Here is a 16,503-nt window from a genome sequence, read left to right on the forward strand (position 1 = left end):
GACCAACCTACGAATACGAAGCGATCGCGCTTGAGCCAGTCGTCTAAAACGTCAAACCACCCTCTACTAGGGGCGCGTCCAACTGCGATGGTCATCGGACTAAAATCCTCTTTTTTTACTAAAATTGCAACGTTTCTAAAGCAGTACGGAGAGCCGATGTAACCGACTGCGTGAGGAATTAACGTTTTTTTTGACAATCTCAACAGCGTGAAAGCAACTGAGATTCTGAGAATTTGCTGATTAATGAAATCAGTATTTCTCTTTCTTTATGCCATTACACGTACCATCGGCTAGTAAACTAGCTTGTGGTAACTTAATGATTCTTAATTTATCACACTAGTCGGGGTTTTTGCCTGATACACAGAAGCAAATCAGGCATAAAACGCGAACCTTATAAATAATATGAATATCAGAAATTTTACAATTTGACACAAGTTTTCTCAGAAATGTAAAAAAATTTAGTGCAGATGGACATAGGTAGGTAACTCATTCCCAAGAGGTCAAAAAGAGGCAGGGGGCATACTTCTCCACGAGAAGCTGCGCCCTAAGTGTAGCTATGCCGCAGGCTTTACGACTGTGCTCAGTAAGCAGGGGAGCAGAGGAGAAAGAATTTTTATCAGTCACTGAGTCAATAAATTATATAACGTGCCCTAACAAATTATATGGATTATATGGGTAGCAGGAACAGGGAGGAGTGCAGTTGAGTTTTTGTCAACAATGTTTGGTAAAATGTGGATGGTTACTTCGCCGCCTTGGTCGTTGATACACCTCTGGAAAACCTATGTGAAACCTTGGACAAGGGGGAAAGGAAGTTGGCACATCTTGACTAATACAAATAGCCTAAGTGGTTTGTCCCATAGTGCAAGTAAGCCAGCATCATCCAGGAAAATAAAATTTGTCGGGTACAGGGTAAAAAATTCATAGTCTGCGGTAAAGTATCCCGTGGACTAAAAACAGAGCTTCAGTGCCTCCTAAGCAATAGCCAGGTTGGCACAGAAAGCCACCACTCTATGCAAGAGCATTCAGTGTACGAGTATGTCACAGCGAGTATCTCAAGGGTAATGGTAGTTCAATGATGGCATCAACAACGATTAACAAAGGCGATCGCCTCCTGCATCAAAATGTTCTCGGTTCTCGTCGCTTCAGTAACTACTGGTGGGCAACTATCGTTACCTTGGGAGCCAGCGGCTTTTTATTAGCTGGGATATCCAGTTATTTAAAAGTTAATTTACTCATAGTTTCCGATCCAACTAAACTGGTATTTGTCCCCCAAGGTTTGGTAATGGGATTATATGGCACTGCTGGCTTGCTATTAGCCACATATCTATGGCTAGTGATTTTATTGGATGTAGGTGGCGGTTACAACGAATTTAATCAGGAAACTGGCTCAATCAAAATCTTCCGTTGGGGGTTTCCTGGCAAAAACCGCCGAATTGAGATTGACAGCCGCATAGAAGATGTGCAATCCGTACGAATAGCCGTCAAAGAAGGTCTTAATCCCCTTCGCGCCCTCTATCTACGCCTTAAGGGACGGCGAGATATACCCTTAACACGGGTTGGACAACCATTATCTTTAACAGAGTTGGAAACAGAAGGTGCAAAGTTAGCCCGCTTTTTGGGAGTATCATTAGAAGGACTTTAAATAATTGGGCATGGAGCAGAAGAATTTTAGATTTTGAATTTTGGATTTTGGATTGAACAATCTATTGAACAATCTAAAATCTAAAAGACACTCGATAGCTTTTGCAGAGCGTCTTTTAGAGTTGCGTTGGCGGCTGTGTGTAGCGTCTGACTCGCTAAGGCAAATCCAAAATTGAAGGGGCATTGGGCATGGGGGATGAAGAAAAATAATCTTTTGCTTGCTGCCTCATCTCCCCCTAATCCCCAATGCCCCTCAAAACGATAAGATACTGTGGTTGAATCAGTAACTGGCAATGCGGTTAAAAATTTCACAATTTTTGCTTTCTCTTGTGATCATCAGTGCTTTGATGTTGGGAGGATGTTCCACACAGCAAGTAGCTTCTAATACGTCTTCTCCAACCTCGACGGCTACTTCTCCAACAAGCGAGGTAAGCACCAAGACGACTACTGAAGCAACATCTGTATCTCAAACTAGTAGTGAGAGTATTCCTGGAATGACAGATTTACCACGGCTCGAAGGCAAGGCTACTGTCGTGCTCACGGTTAAAGGTTCGCCGATTACTATCGAAGTAGACGGCACTGATGCCCCCATTACAGCTGGCAACTTCGTAGATTTAGTTCAAAAGGGTGTGTACGATGGTTTATCTTTCCATCGAGTTGTACGCGAACCCCAACCGTTTGTAGTTCAAGGGGGCGATCCTCAAAGCAAAGACCCGAAAGTTCCAGCAAATAGACTGGGAACTGGTAGCTATATTGACCCAAAAACGGGAAATGCTCGCTATATACCTTTAGAAGTTAAGCCAAAAGGCTCAGATACTCCGATTTACAATAAACCATTTGATGCTACTGCTCAAGCTGTCGTATTGCCCCATAAACAGGGTGCAGTAGCAATGGCGCGATCGCAACCACCAGACTCCGCTTCTGCCCAGTTTTACTTTGCTTTAGCGGATCTAGCCTTCTTGGATGGTAACTACGCCGTGTTTGGCAATGTCACTCAAGGCTTCGATGTCGTGAACAAAATTCAGCAAGGCGATCGCATTGACTCCGCTAAAGTTACCCAAGGTGCTGAAAATCTGAAAACACCAGCGCAGTAAGAGGAGCAGGGGAAGATGGGCGAGATGGGGGAGATGAGGAAGTTTATTAGACATATCCGCGAATTAAACTCGAAGGCTGATAAATCGAGAGTCAAAACCTAATTTACGGACAAGTGTATTAATAATTACGCTCCCTCATCCCCCATATCTCCCTCATCCTCCTCATCCAAAAATTCAAATTGGTTAAGGTTTGTGTAACTGGTATTGGTTTAATTTCTGCTTTAGGTGGAAGCTTAGAGGATAGTTGGCAAAATTTGCTAGCAGGTAAATCTGGAATTCGGTTGCATCAACCATTTCCAGAAATTACACCACTTCCTCTAGGCTTGATTGCTCAACAACCATCTGAGTTGACAATGTTAACTCAGATGGTTGTTGCTTCTGCTTTGCAAGATGCTGGGTTAGTTCCACCTTTAGCTGATTGTGCTGTAGTCATTGGATCAAGTCGCTCTTATCAAGCGTCTTGGGAGATGCTGGCGCGGCAAATGTATGAAGATGCGGCAAATTTGCCCGTGTCCTCTTTGGGAAATTGGCTAGATACATTACCTCAAATGAATGCGATCGCAGTTGCAAGACAAATCGGTGCATTGGGGATAGTTTTGGCACCGATGGCAGCTTGTGCAACTGGAATTTGGTCTATTGCCCAAGCAGCTTTGCTTATCCAAACTGGGCAATGTCAACAGGCTCTAGCTGGTGCAGTGGAAGCGCCGATTACACGCTTAACTTTAGCTGGGTTTCAGCAGATGGGTGCTTTGGCAAAAACTGGCGCTTATCCCTTTGATTTGCATCGGGAAGGCTTAGTTTTAGGCGAAGGTGCAGCTGTGTTTGTCTTGGAATCAGCAGAGTTGGCAAAACAGCGTCAAGCAAAAGTGTATGGTGAGATTCTCAGTTTCGGTTTAACCAACGATGCATATCATACCAATTCACCAGAACCTCAAGGGAAAAATGCGATCGCTGCCATCAAACAATGTCTAGAACGTAGTTGTCTGTCACCAGCCGATATTGATTATATTCATGCTCATGGCACAGCTACCCAGCTAAATGACCGCATAGAAAGCATGGTAATCCAGCATTTGTTTCCCCAAGGGGTGGCGGTTAGTTCCACCAAAGGAAGCTCAGGCCATACACTAGGAGCATCTGGAGCCTTAGGTGTAGCTTTTTCTCTCATGGCATTAAAGCATCAAATTTTACCACCTAATGTAGGGTTGCAGCAGCCAGAATTTGAGTTAGATGTGGTTACAGCAGCCCGTCTAAGTAAAGTTAGGCAGGTATTATGTTTGAGTTTTGGCTTTGGGGGACAGAATGCTGCGATCGCATTGGCAAGGTAAAACTTGTGAGGGTTATCATTTGTGATTAGTTCCCAATGCCGATGTCCTTAAGTTAGCTCTGAGAATATTTCGGTTACTGATGCTATTGCTGTAAAAACATATAGTAATCCGATTGAAGCATTCATCAAGCAGGCGATCGCTTTGAGAGAATGAAGCGACCTAAACCTTTCTTAAGGCAAATAGAATCAAAGCGAAGTTAGGGAGTAAGATATATGAATAAATTAAAACTTACTTTACTCAGAGCAAATATATGTTTAGTATACTTTGGGGCATCGTTGTTGTACTGATTGCTTTTTGGGGATTAGGGCTGGCATTTCATATTGCTGGAAATTTAATTCATGCAGTGTTGCTTTTAGCCATTGCCCTTGCTATCTATAATTTTTTCAAAGCGCGTGATGTATGAATAAATAACTCCTGACACTTTTATAAGTTTCAATAACGAGTCAATTTTTTTAGAACAATTGATGGGACAAGGAGCAGTAAAGGCGTTCTGGTTGGGGTCGCCCACGCATTCGCCTTTTAAGATTAGTTAGGGACAAAGGTTATACAGGTCGTCGCATCCGTAATTACCTACGCCATCGTGGTATCTGCCTGACCATCCCCCGACCTTGAATGAACCTCGTCGCGGTCCGTAAAGCCTTTGAAATCTACAGTCAACGCAACCTTGTTGAGAGGGCTATCAACCGACTTAAACAGTTTTGCCGGATCGCCACCTGATATAAGAAACTTGCTGTAAATTATACAGTTATTATTACGTTCGTCCTTGACGTTGGTGCAGCGATCGCCTCCATTTGATTGTGGTTATAGTTTGAAAACACGCCCTAGTCCCCATTCCCTACGATAAAGTGGGAAAATAAACTAAGTTAGCTGTACTCAAACTAGTTTGTCTTCATAATGGTTTCTACCTTTCCCAATCCCTCTTCTGTTGATTTATCTCGCATCCGACTGGCAATCCGCTCATTGCAACCGCAATTAGTAGAGTGGCGGCGGCGATTACATCAACAACCAGAGTTGGGTTTTCAAGAAAAACTGACCGCTGAGTTTGTATCACAAAAGCTGCAAGAATGGGAAATTGAGCATCAAACTGGCATTGCCCACACTGGCATTGTTGCTACCATCAAAGGCAAAGGGCAAGATTCAGAAACAATCCAAAATCGTTCGACTGAGCGACTTGCCTTGAGCGTCCCTTCTGCGTCTGGTAGAGAAGCCGAAGTCCAAAATCCAAAAGTTTTGGCAATTCGGGCAGATATAGATGCTTTGCCAATCCAAGAACTCAACGAAGTGCCCTACAAATCCCAGCATGATGGAGTGATGCACGCTTGTGGACATGATGGACATACAGCCATCGCCTTAGGTACAGCTTACTATCTCCAACAGCATCGCCAAGACTTCTCCGGTACGGTGAAAATTATCTTCCAACCAGCAGAAGAATCACCAGGAGGCGCAAAGCCAATGATTGAAGCTGGAGTTCTGAAAAATCCTGATGTTGACGCGATTATTGGTTTGCACTTGTGGAATAATTTGCCCTTGGGAACAGTGGGTGTGCGAGCTGGGGCATTGATGGCAGCTGTGGAGTGCTTTAACTGCACAATTTTGGGCAAAGGTGGACATGGCGCACTACCCCATCAAACTGTTGACTCTGTTGTAGTTGCTGCTCAAATTGTGAATGCCTTGCAAACCATTGTCGCTCGGAATGTTAATCCCATTGATTCAGCAGTGGTAACAGTGGGCGAACTCCATGCTGGAACCAAACGGAATGTGATTGCTGATACAGCGAGAATGAGTGCCACTGTCAGATATTTTAATCCTAGTTTGAAAGGCTTTTTTAACCAGCGTGTCGAGCAAATTATTGCTGGAATTTGTCAAAGTTATGGTGCGAGTTATGACTTAGAATACTGGTCACTTTATCCACCAGTTATTAATGATATTAAGATCGCAGAATTGGTGCAAACTGTAGCAGAAGAAGTGGTAGAAACCCCGATGGGTATTGTGCCAGAATGCCAAACTATGGCTGCTGAAGATATGTCATTCTTCTTGCAAGAGGTTCCTGGTTGCTATTTCTTCTTAGGTTCTGCTAACCCTGAGAAAGACTTAGCATATCCCCATCATCATCCCCGGTTTGATTTTGACGAAACCGCCTTGGGAATGGGTGTAGAAATGTTTGTTAGATGCGTGGAAAACTACTTGATTTTAAATTAAACTGCAAATTCTCTCGTTGCGTCATCGATAGCGTTATTGATTTACCTGATAGTTATAGATTAATATGCTTGGGTTAAGGCTAAAACTCTTATAGGACTTACGCACAAGCAACGGAAAATCGAACCGCAGAGTCCGCAGAAAAGCCAGTGCGTTGGGCGGGTTCCCCGACTTGTATTCCTACGGAGAAGCAACTGGCGCGACACAGAGGAATAAGAGTTTGAGAGGTTTTTTGCGTAAGTCCTATCTTAATCAAAATATTTTTCAACAAGAATCCTCTGGCTTTAGCCAGAGGATTGTAAATCACATTACTAATAAATTTAGTCTCATCACGTCTAATTTTTAACTTTTATTCAGGGCAGCCCTTAATTGCTTAAGCAGCTTCCCAACTTCTAAAAATTGTGGATCTTTTGCGAGTTTTTGCAGCACTTCAGGACTACTTTCTCTCACAATCTTGTTGTAAGCAGTAATAGCATCATTTAGCTTTTCGATATTCACATTTGGTGTTTCTCCCTTCTGGGCTATCACTAAATCTGCCATTAATCCTTTAGTGCTGGCAACTAGCTGCACTGGTTGTAATTGTCCTACAGGAACACCTAATACAGATGCTGATTTATTTGCGGCTAGACCCAATAAAGCATTTACCAATGATGTGACTGATGATGATGATACTCCTAAACTCACTATAGATACTTGTAGTTGATTAGCTGCTGCTTCTGCATTCAGCTTATGTAGTAAAATAGCTATAATCATGGCACATGGACTATTTCCAGAGGAAGTTATACAGAATCTATTAGCGACAGTTGCATTTAAAGTATTCTGAACTTCTGCTGATATCCTCAGTCCACCATTACGACTAAATTCTACATTAACCCCAGGTACAGGTTCAAAAGGGGGTTGTAAATATCCTGAGTTAAAATTATCCCCAGATGAGGAAGTGGAATCTTCACTAGCACCTGTGATGTTAACAGTACCAGCATTTACTTTAGTAGGCGCACCCACTAGATAAGTGAACAAAGTAAATGTTAGAGCAAAAGTAAGAAAGAATGGTTGCTTATTCATTGTTTTTATTGTTGATTAAATTCTTAAATAACTCAGCAGTTAAAACTGAAAGCTGTACCCTGCACTCAATGCAAAACCTAAGCCAGTATCAATATTATCAGTAACATTTGTGAAAATAGTATTGATAACTATAGGGGTCTTTTTTAAGGGGGCAAAAGATGCACCTATATTCAGACGATTTCCTGTCCAGCTACTTACTAAAGATACTTCAGGTATCACTCTCAAACCTAAACTAGCAAAAAGATTAACAGTATTTTCATCTGCTTCTAATGCACCTTTAGAACGAAAAGCACCACTTCCGAGACCTACCGAAACAGTCAAAGGTAATTTATTATTTTGGTTATCTGGTTGCAGTAGAAATGATTTAGTAACTACTCCATAGATAGTATCTTTAGCTTTCCTAACATCTCCCCATTTAATCGGATTTGACCAACCAATAGCTACGGCTGTACCATCGCCCAAATATTTGTGTAGTTTAAAACCTACACCACCACTATCCCCAAAATCAAAACTGTCACCACCACCCACACTAGTTATATTGACATTAACTTCCAATCCTACAGATTTAGCCGCATTTCCTAAACCAAAACCAAGAGACAAAGAACCATCTTCCCTATCTTTATGCTTAACTATAGGGGTAAGTAAACCACCGCCAATATAGGCTTGACCAAAACTTGCACCATAGGCAGAAGGAGTACCAGCAGTTGAACCAGGGGCAGCTTTTGTCGATACACCTACTGTCACAATGGGATCAATTAAAAGTTCTTGGCGTAATTTATTAGTCTCACCAAAAGTATCACCTACTGTATCTGAAGAGTCTGTTTGTACAATAATTTGAGATTGTTTCTGCTGCAATATATTAGTATGCTCTTTTAAATGCAAGTCAGTATTACTAATTTTATAAGTAAATAACTGCTTATCAAATTTATCATTGGTTGCTAAACAATTTTGAGATTCCAGACAAAGATTGTCTATAACAATAGAATGACTAAATGTTTCAGGCTTAACGTTAGCAATCAAACCATGACTAATACTTATAGTGTCTAATTCAGCAACAGCATTATTTTTTTTAGATGCCGGCAATCTTTGCCGTAAGCTAATATTTGGTTGTGAATTAAGTCCAAATACCCTCAATTGAGCCTCTCGATTTTCAGAAACAACACTATCTACAGCAGCTGCCGATTGCATGGAAATAGCTGTCAACAGTAGAAGAAAAGTTATCAAGATTGTCCCTAAATTCGAGTAAGTATAGTTAACACTAATAACTTGATCACTATCACTACCATTGATAATTTTTTGTATGTTATTCATCAAAATATTCCTTTTATAGTATTTACGTAAAGACGATTGCAGTCTATTTGCAAAACATACTAATTGTAAATAGTAATATTACGGAGATGTAACCAATTAAGCTAATGAGTAGCAAAGTGCAGGATATTAAGTTATGTCAACTTTTCCAACCTCTTACAGCAAGGGATCAGATTCTTCAAGCTAGCTACTGACAAAACTTTATAATTGCGAAGGTATATAAAAAGCGATTTTCTTGTCCGATAGCAACTAGAAAAAGATCGCATTATTGATACATACATATACAGGATTTTACAGCCATATCCGTAAAATCCTAAAAATATGCCAAAATCAGCAACCTTTAAATTGCAGCAAGAGCCGCGATCGCAGCTAACCTGCAAGGGAGTCTACCGGATATGATGCAAGGTGGGAATGAAATTCGCGCGCACTGCGTATCGATATAATATGCCATTGATCGCAGTTAGACGGTTAAGCTTCCAGAGCAACTATTATAGCTATGGAAAATAATAAACACATTCCTTGCTACGAGCAAGCAGATTTGTTGGTGGACTGATAATTACAATATCTTTCAAAAGTTGTGTTATAAAAACGGGCGAGAGTCTTAAAAAATACGAAAGTCTTTACCATGAAGCTTTTTCGGTAAATAAGCTGTTCCACAAAAACCAAAGCATAATTAGGGCGCTTATGTTGCCCACCCCATAAGACTTTAATTAAATTTAGATATGCAAACTAGATGTGGAACAGTTTACCTCTAAGAATTAATGAAAAATTCTCTGTAATTTTTCACAATCGCTGGTGTTTACTCTAATTTTTTGGTAAATGCGTAATTCATACACCAATGGAATCAAATGCTACTGTAAGCAATCAACTCTTAGCGTTTAATTATCAGTAATCTTAAAAAATTTAAAAGAATTATGTTAAGTATCCCTATTAACCTAAAATTACCTCGTATACCCCACCTAATAACTTCCTTACCTGGGCCTCGTGCTCAAGCAATTGTACAGCGCGATCGCGCTGTAACTTCCCCTTCTTATACCCGCGATTACCCGTTAGTTGTATCTCGTGGTCAGGGCTGTATGGTAGAAGATGTGGATGGCAATGTATTTCTGGATATGACCGCAGGTATTGCCGTTACCGCCACCGGACACGCCCACCCGGAAGTCGTCAAAGCAATTCAAGAACAGTCGGAGCGTCTACTGCACATGTCAGGGACGGATTTTTATTATGAGCCGATGGTGGAACTAGCGGAACAACTAGCGATTCGTGCCCCTTTTCCCAACCCACAGAATAACACTGAGTTCCCTGCAAAAGTATTTTTCACCAATTCCGGGGCAGAATCCAATGAAGGAGCCATCAAACTAGCTCGATATTACACCAAGCGATCGCTAATCGTAGCCTTCTTAGGTGCATTTCACGGACGCACCTATGGGGCAATGTCTCTGACTGGTTCCAAAGCAGTGCAGCGAGCTAATTTTGGGCCTTTAGTTCCTGGCATTACTCATATCCCCTACGGCACTCACGCTAGCTTAGATTACCTGGAACAACAGTTATTTGGCACAATTTTACCACCACAAGAAGTAGCGGCGATCATAGTCGAAGCGATTCAAGGGGAAGGTGGGTATATCCTACCAGAGGATGGTTTCTTGCAGCGGATTCGGGATATTTGCGATCGCCACGGTATTCTGATGGTAGTGGATGAAGTGCAAGCGGGGATGGGGCGAACTGGTCGCTTATTTGCAATCGAGCATTGGGGTGTGATGCCTGATATTATTACTACTGCCAAAGGCATTGCTAGTGGTCTGCCATTAGGAGCGATACTTGCCAGACCTGAGTTAATGACTTGGCCTCCCGGTTCTCACGCTACCACATTTGGCGGTAATCCCGTAGCTTGTGCTGCCGGTATTGCCACTCTGCGACTGCTGGAAAGTGGTTTGATGACTAACGCTATCCAGATGGGAGAATTATTACAAGCGAGTCTGACCAAGTTGCATCAAAGATTTCCCAAGGTATCGCCGCCACGAGGTAAGGGTTTGATGGTAGCGGTGGACTTATTGGATGAACAGGGTAATCTTGATTATAAATTGCGCGATCGCATTATCCAAGAAGCTTTTTTACGCGGTTTATTGTTACTAGGTTGCGGTAAAGCAGCAATTCGTTTTTGTCCACCTTTGGTTATCGACAGTGACCAAATTCACATAGCCCTTCAGATTATCAGCGAGGTGTTAAGCTGCTAAGGAAAGTGGATTTAATCAGGATCTAAGATATGTCTAGTCTAAATTCATTAGAATTAGCAGGTGTACCTGTTCTGATACGTCCGCCTACCAATACAGACAGACCTGCTCTACTCATCATCCTCTGGCATGGCTTCGGCCCACCTGAGAGTGAAAAAGTACTTGCTGAGACATTGGCTCTAGAAAGCGTCGAAGCTTGGAAAGTCTACGTGGGACTGCCGCTTTTTGGTCAACGGCTTCCAGAAGGCGGCACTGACGAACTTATGCCTCGCCAGATAGATGACTATGTACTCAGACTACTACTACCGATTGTCGAGCAAGCTACACACAAGCTACCAGATGTGGTTAAGGCGCTACAGGAGCGTTTCAGTATTGACCTGAACAAAGGCATTGGTTTGTTCGGCTTTTCAGCAGGTGGCTTTACAGCTCTACTGGCGCTATTAGAAAGTAAGATTCCAATTGCTGCTGCTGTACTAGTTGGAATAACTAAAAACCTAGATACTGCTGTAAATAGTTATGAGCGTATTGTACAAGAAACCTATTCTTTTCTTAAGGAGCAGTACCCTTGGGTAGAGGAGAAGCATAAAAAATATTCTTGGTCTGAGAAGTCAGAAGCAGCAAAACAACGCCTAGATTTTATAGTCCGTGCGGAAGAAATAACTAAAAGAAATCCTCTTCCTGCTACCTTATTCGTGCATGGTATGCAAGACGAGATATATGAGGTTAGCGATACGGAAAAACTTTATGCTGCGCTATTAAGCAAATATGAACAATTCAATCAATCAGAACGGCTATCAATGCAAACATTCAGGTATCTGGCGCATCACATTAAACCAGTAGCAACAGATATTTCGCCAGAACAGCGCCAAGACATTGCGACACTTCAAGAGACAGTCGCTAACTGGTTCAGCAAGTATTTGACTGTCTAAGAAAGACGCAGTATAGAACTACATAGCCAGAGCAATACTTCTAAACATTCACTTGTGGAAAGATGGCAAATTATCTTTACTAATGACTAATGCTTTATGAAACCCGAAATTGCCCTTCATTTGTGGAAATTACTTTGGCAAGAATACAGCGCCAGGGTAAATCATGCCCGTACCTACCAGCAAATGATTACTGCTGCGGGTGGGACTCTCGCCAACGACCACATCGCCTTTCGGTCTTTGCGTTTATTAGTAGATAGCTCACAGGGTCAAGTTAACTTGGGAATTGACTACCTTGGGCAACTTGCAGAAGCTTTAGGTTATGTAGCGGCTGGAGAGTATAATTTTGCTCAAACTCATCTGTATGCCCGTCATTATCGTCATCCACAGCAAGAGGAATTTAATTTACCCAAGCTGTTTATCAGCGAGTTGATTGTCGATGAATTGCCTGCTAATATTGCCCAACTCATCTCTAAAACAGTATCTTCAATCCTAGACGAACTGACCTTACCCTTTACTCTTCTACAAAAAGACGGGAACATTGAAACTATTGCCAAACTCCAGCAAGTCTTCACCCGCCCTTGGCTACCTCCCCAGCGTTCTGTTGTCGAAGAGGTGAATCAGGTTACTCAGTATGGAGCTTGGGTATTGCTGCACGGATATGGTGTCAACCACTTTACAGGCTATGTTAACGGCCAGAATACTCCAGAATATCCAGACATTGATACTACCGCCAGTGCTTTGGCTAACCTGGGTGTACCAATGAAAGCAGAGATAGAGGGAAATGTTGCTTGTGGTTTGCGGCAAACTGCAACTCAAGCAGTAACGGAAATGGTCACAGTGTTAGATGATAACAGTGGTGCAGAAATTCAGATCCCTTGGACTTACGCTTATTATGAAATTGCCCAGCGCTATCTAGTAAAAGTGGAATCTGGAGAGCAGTTACTTTTTGATGCTTTTTTAGGAAGTAATGCCCAGCAATTATTTGAAATGACTCGTTTATTTAAATAACCCAGAGTTGTTAGTGAAGAAATAAGCTTCAAGGTTCTGAACTCGAAGTTTCATCTTCTGAACTCGGAGTTTCATGTTCCAAGCTCAATGTTTCGTCTTCCAAGCTCAATGTTTTGTGTTCCAAACTCGAAGTTTCGTGTTTCAAGCTCGGAGTTTCGTCTCTCAAGCTCAATGTTTTGTCTTCCAAGCTCGAAGTTTCGTGTTCAAAGCTCAATGTTTCGTGTTTTGGGCGAACTACGCTTACAATACAAAATCAGATGCCGTGAGAGTTGACGCACCAGTTAGAGTCACAAATTAACCACCGCTGCCAAAACCAGTATTTCAAGCATGAAGTTTCGTGTTCCAAGCTTGAAACTTCGTGTTTTGGACGAATTATGCTTGCAATACAAAATCAGATGCCGTGAGAGTTGGCGCACCAGTTAGAGTCGCAAATAAACCACCACTGCCAAAACCAGTCGCGCTGCCATTAGGGTTGTAGAACAACTGCCCACTCACAGGATCGTAGACAATTTTCGCCGTGCTAGTCCCCGCTGAATTCGTGATTTGAAAATCACTCTTGTTACTAAAACCAGTTCCCGCAGCTGAAGTAATTGCATTAAAGGTAGTTTTATCTAAGATAATCTTGTCAGCTTGGGAGTGTTTGAAGTCACTAATGGCATCTACACCAACAGCAGTCAGGTCAAAGGCTGCATGGGTGTTGTAAAGAAATCTGTCAGCACCCACACCGCCAACGAGAACATCATTGCCTACACCACCCACAAGAGTATCATTACCTTCTCCACCGATGAGAATATCATCGCCTGACCCGCCCCGCAACAGGTCATTGCCACTGTTGCCATTAATAATGTCATTACCCCCTTGACCATTAATTACATCATTGGAGTTGTCAAAACCGGCGATATTATTGTTTAAGTCATTCAAGAAGGTGACAGTGTTTTTATTGAAAATGTTAGTTTGAGTAGAGTTGGCAGTAATCACATCAAAGCTGTCGGTGATGCTGCTTTGCCCATCAAACTCTATATTGCCGAGTGCAAGTGTTGAAGAACTTGCTGGCAGGTTATCCAGGTTTGGTAATTTAAAGTTTTGCAGAGTTACTTTGGTGGATGCCACATTTTCAAAGGTGACTTCTAAGTTGTTGCCATTTTCAGTTAGTTGTAAATTTCGAGCAGTTAGTCCCAAACCAATAAATTGCAGGGTATCAACATTGGCAATCACTGCTGCTGATGGGTTTGAGCCTTTACCTCCTACGCCACTAAAATCGCTAATGATGTCATTGCCATCGCCAGAGCGAATAATAAACTTATCTTGACCACCGTTGCCCGTAAGGGTATCGTTACCAGCTTTGCCGTCAATGATATTGTTGCCAATTGTGCCGAAAAGAGTATCTGTACCAGCAGTTCCCGTTAGGATAGGGCTGGTGCCACTGCTGATATTTTTTCCACCAAACAGCACGTAACTTTGCCCAGAAAAGTCGCCGTTGGGTGAGGCACTCAATGCCCCGATAATCAGGTCGTCGATGCCGTCGCCGTTAATATCTCCCGCACTGCTGACAGACGTGCCTGATTGGTCAAATTCATTAATCCCGTTGATGGCAAAGCCATTACTGCCGTTGAGGGTGGAAAGGTTGAATTGAGCACCAAAACCCCCCTTGCTGCCAAACACCACGTAGCTCTGCCCTGAACTAAAGCTGTTGGGGGAGGCATAAGGTGCCCCAATAATCAGGTCGTCGATGCCATCGCCGTTGATATCTCCCGCACTGCTGACAGAGTTGCCTAAACCGACAGATCCATCAATGATACTGTTGATGGCAAAGCCGTTAGTGCCGTTAAGGGTGGAGAGGTTGAATTGGGAATTAAAACCCCCCTTGCTGCCAAACACCACGTAGCTCTGCCCTAAAATTTCGGAGTTGGGTTCGGCATAAGGTGCCCCGGCGATAATCAGGTCGTCGATGCCGTCGCCGTTGATATCTCCTGCACTGCTGACAGAACTGTCTAACTGATATGCATTGATGCTGTTGATCGCAAAGCCATTACTGCCGTTGAGGGTGGAGAGGTTGAATTGGGCATCAAAACCCCCCTTGCTGCCAAACACCACGTAGCCGCGCTTGTCACCGGATGCCCCGATAATCAGGTCGTCGATGCCGTCGCCGTTGATATCTCCTGCATTACTGACAGGATTGCTGCTGCCGTTGATGGCAAAGCCATTACTGCCATTGAGGGTGGAGAGGTTGAATTGGGCACCAAAACCCCCCTTGCCGCCAAACACCACGTAGCTCGGCCCTGATAAGGTGCCGATAATCAGGTCGTCGATGCCGTCTGAGTTGATATCTCCCGCACTGCTCACAGAGATGCCTGATCTGTCATATGCATTGATGCCGTTGATGGCAAAGCCATTACTGCCGTTGAGAGTGGAGACGTTTAGTTGAGCACCAAAACCCCCCTTGCTGCCAAACACGACGTAGCTCTGCCCTGATTCGACGATACCGTTGGGTGAGGCACTCAATGCCCCGATAATCAGGTCGTCGATGCCGTCTGAGTTGATATCTCCCGCACTACTGACAGAACTGCCGCCGCCGTTGATGGCAAAGCCCGACGTGCCGTTGAGAGTGGAGAGGTTTAGTTGGGCACTAAAACCCCCTTTGCTGCCAAACACCACGTAGCTCTGCCCTGATAAGGTGCCGATAATCAGGTCGTCGATGCCGTCTGAGTTGATATCTCCGGCACTGCTGACAGAACTGCCTAAAAAGTCAGATGCATTGATGCCGTTGATAGCAAAGCCGTTAGCGCCATTGAGATCCGAAAGGTTAAAAGTTGATTTTGCCATCATTTCTCCGATGTTAGTTTTCATGAGTTACTTGTCCAGGACTTACGCAAAGGTAACGGAACGAACCACAGAGGTCGCAGAGAAGCCAGTGCGTTGGGCGGGTTCCCCGACTTGAAGCAACTGGCGCGACACGGAGGAATAGGAGTTTCAGAGAGTTTTTGCGTAAGTCCTGTTGTCGTTAGTCATTAGCAAAGACACTAATGCCGCAAGGCGTAATTCATAATTTGTAATTACGATCGCCTAAGGGTTTTAAAGATTTCAAATGGGTGGTATATTTACGCGCCCACTGTACTAAAAGGGTGAATATCAAGCTACTCAGTCAGAATTTTTCACAAATAATATTTCCCCACTTAATCCTCTTTGATGCCCGGCAGCTGCCACATCCGACCGATAGCGGTAATTTAATAATTCCTAATTTGTAATTCGTAATTAAAAAATTTAATCACGAATTACAAAGCTAGGACTTACGAATTGTATTGATAGCGGTCTTTTGGTGTCAGCTAGTCAACCGATTTGACTTTTTAAGTAAAAATTACTTTGATAACCGTTAAACCACTTAAATATTTTAATGAAATTCTAAGCGTTGTCAATATGGTTAGCTTTAATTATGGTTAATTTTTTAACGAACTGCCATCTCTGCCAGATGCCCTGAGCTTGCCGTAAAGCCTGCGGCATAGCTACGCTTAGGGTGCAGCCTCTCGTAGAGAAGGATGCAAAGAGAAGGAAGAAATGCTTAACCCAAGCGGATTATTTTATAACGTGCTAAATACAGCATTTCATTAATTCGTAGCGAATTACAGCAGTTTGCGATCAAAAAAACCACAAAAATAACTATCGAATAGGCTCAAAAAATAGACCACAATGATTAAACCAATTTAGAGCGTTT

At 42.9% G+C, this 16,503-nt stretch carries 12 protein-coding genes; 8 read left to right on the forward strand and 4 right to left on the reverse strand.

Annotation, left to right across the window (positions count from 1 at the left end):
- Window positions 1-1,072 precede the first annotated feature (1,072 nt).
- Complete coding sequence (locus V7K48_RS21300) at window positions 1,073-1,642, forward strand: photosystem I assembly protein Ycf4 (RefSeq protein ID WP_335075193.1); 570 nt, start codon at window positions 1,073-1,075, stop codon at window positions 1,640-1,642.
- Between the two features lie 80 nt (window positions 1,643-1,722).
- On the opposite strand, the gene V7K48_RS21305 is transcribed toward V7K48_RS21300, so the two are convergent.
- Window positions 1,723-1,953 carry a hypothetical protein gene (locus tag V7K48_RS21305; protein ID WP_335075194.1) on the reverse strand — a complete coding sequence of 77 codons (231 nt, stop codon included), beginning with the start codon at window positions 1,951-1,953 and terminating at the stop codon, window positions 1,723-1,725.
- Between V7K48_RS21305 and V7K48_RS21310 the strand changes: the two genes are divergently transcribed.
- The 4 genes from V7K48_RS21310 to V7K48_RS21325 all read left to right on the forward strand — a co-directional run bounded on the left by V7K48_RS21310 (window position 1,935) and on the right by V7K48_RS21325 (window position 6,259).
- Window positions 1,935-2,735, forward strand: a complete 801-nt coding sequence (locus V7K48_RS21310; RefSeq protein ID WP_335075195.1) for a peptidylprolyl isomerase — start codon at window positions 1,935-1,937, stop codon at window positions 2,733-2,735. The two genes, V7K48_RS21305 and V7K48_RS21310, sit on opposite strands and share 19 nt — an antisense overlap.
- A gap of 179 nt (window positions 2,736-2,914) precedes the next feature.
- A complete protein-coding gene (locus V7K48_RS21315) occupies window positions 2,915-4,060 on the forward strand; it encodes a beta-ketoacyl-ACP synthase (protein ID WP_335075196.1) in 1,146 nt (381 codons plus the stop codon).
- A gap of 250 nt (window positions 4,061-4,310) precedes the next feature.
- The gene (locus tag V7K48_RS21320) at window positions 4,311-4,463 is read left to right on the forward strand and encodes a lmo0937 family membrane protein (protein WP_335075197.1); all 153 of its coding nucleotides are present in this window, start codon (window positions 4,311-4,313) and stop codon (window positions 4,461-4,463) included.
- A 491-nt stretch (window positions 4,464-4,954) separates the two neighbouring features.
- A complete protein-coding gene (locus V7K48_RS21325) occupies window positions 4,955-6,259 on the forward strand; it encodes a M20 family metallopeptidase (RefSeq protein WP_335075198.1) in 1,305 nt (434 codons plus the stop codon).
- 339 nt (window positions 6,260-6,598) lie between these two features.
- Here the strand turns inward: V7K48_RS21325 and V7K48_RS21330 are convergent, their stop codons facing one another.
- The gene (locus tag V7K48_RS21330; protein WP_335075199.1) at window positions 6,599-7,318 is read right to left on the reverse strand and encodes a hypothetical protein; all 720 of its coding nucleotides are present in this window, start codon (window positions 7,316-7,318) and stop codon (window positions 6,599-6,601) included.
- Between the two features lie 39 nt (window positions 7,319-7,357).
- Window positions 7,358-8,629: a hypothetical protein gene (locus V7K48_RS21335; protein WP_335075200.1), complete on the reverse strand. Its 1,272-nt coding sequence runs from the start codon at window positions 8,627-8,629 to the stop codon at window positions 7,358-7,360.
- A gap of 911 nt (window positions 8,630-9,540) precedes the next feature.
- Here V7K48_RS21335 and V7K48_RS21340 point away from each other — a divergent pair.
- The 3 genes from V7K48_RS21340 to V7K48_RS21350 all read left to right on the forward strand — a co-directional run bounded on the left by V7K48_RS21340 (window position 9,541) and on the right by V7K48_RS21350 (window position 12,794).
- Entirely contained in the window at window positions 9,541-10,860 is a 1,320-nt protein-coding gene (locus V7K48_RS21340) for an acetyl ornithine aminotransferase family protein (protein ID WP_335075201.1), read from the forward strand.
- Between the two features lie 29 nt (window positions 10,861-10,889).
- The gene (locus V7K48_RS21345; protein WP_335075202.1) at window positions 10,890-11,786 is read left to right on the forward strand and encodes an alpha/beta hydrolase family protein; all 897 of its coding nucleotides are present in this window, start codon (window positions 10,890-10,892) and stop codon (window positions 11,784-11,786) included.
- Window positions 11,787-11,882: 96 nt separating this feature from the next.
- On the forward strand, window positions 11,883-12,794 hold the full coding sequence (locus V7K48_RS21350; protein WP_335075203.1) for a DUF1338 domain-containing protein: 912 nt from the start codon (window positions 11,883-11,885) through the stop codon (window positions 12,792-12,794).
- Between the two features lie 372 nt (window positions 12,795-13,166).
- Here the strand turns inward: V7K48_RS21350 and V7K48_RS21355 are convergent, their stop codons facing one another.
- Window positions 13,167-15,641: a beta strand repeat-containing protein gene (locus V7K48_RS21355; RefSeq protein ID WP_335075204.1), complete on the reverse strand. Its 2,475-nt coding sequence runs from the start codon at window positions 15,639-15,641 to the stop codon at window positions 13,167-13,169.
- Window positions 15,642-16,503: the final 862 nt, after the last annotated feature.

Origin of the sequence: Nostoc sp., from assembly GCF_036919615.1 — a bacterium.
In the GTDB taxonomy this organism is placed as follows: Bacteria; Cyanobacteriota; Cyanobacteriia; order Cyanobacteriales; family Nostocaceae; genus Nostoc.

Excerpts from the sequence above, each read along its gene's own strand:
- V7K48_RS21340 (WP_335075201.1), top strand. The coding sequence starts at position 9,541 with ATGTTAAGTATCCCTATTAACCTAAAATTACCTCGTATACCCCACCTA.
- V7K48_RS21325 (WP_335075198.1), top strand. The coding sequence starts at position 4,955 with ATGGTTTCTACCTTTCCCAATCCCTCTTCTGTTGATTTATCTCGCATC.
- V7K48_RS21345 (WP_335075202.1), top strand. The coding sequence starts at position 10,890 with ATGTCTAGTCTAAATTCATTAGAATTAGCAGGTGTACCTGTTCTGATA.
- V7K48_RS21335 (WP_335075200.1), bottom strand. The coding sequence starts at position 8,629 with ATGAATAACATACAAAAAATTATCAATGGTAGTGATAGTGATCAAGTT.
- V7K48_RS21300 (WP_335075193.1), top strand. The coding sequence starts at position 1,073 with ATGATGGCATCAACAACGATTAACAAAGGCGATCGCCTCCTGCATCAA.
- V7K48_RS21350 (WP_335075203.1), top strand. The coding sequence starts at position 11,883 with ATGAAACCCGAAATTGCCCTTCATTTGTGGAAATTACTTTGGCAAGAA.
- V7K48_RS21320 (WP_335075197.1), top strand. The coding sequence starts at position 4,311 with ATGTTTAGTATACTTTGGGGCATCGTTGTTGTACTGATTGCTTTTTGG.
- V7K48_RS21330 (WP_335075199.1), bottom strand. The coding sequence starts at position 7,318 with ATGAATAAGCAACCATTCTTTCTTACTTTTGCTCTAACATTTACTTTG.
- V7K48_RS21310 (WP_335075195.1), top strand. The coding sequence starts at position 1,935 with ATGCGGTTAAAAATTTCACAATTTTTGCTTTCTCTTGTGATCATCAGT.
- V7K48_RS21355 (WP_335075204.1), bottom strand. The coding sequence starts at position 15,641 with ATGAAAACTAACATCGGAGAAATGATGGCAAAATCAACTTTTAACCTT.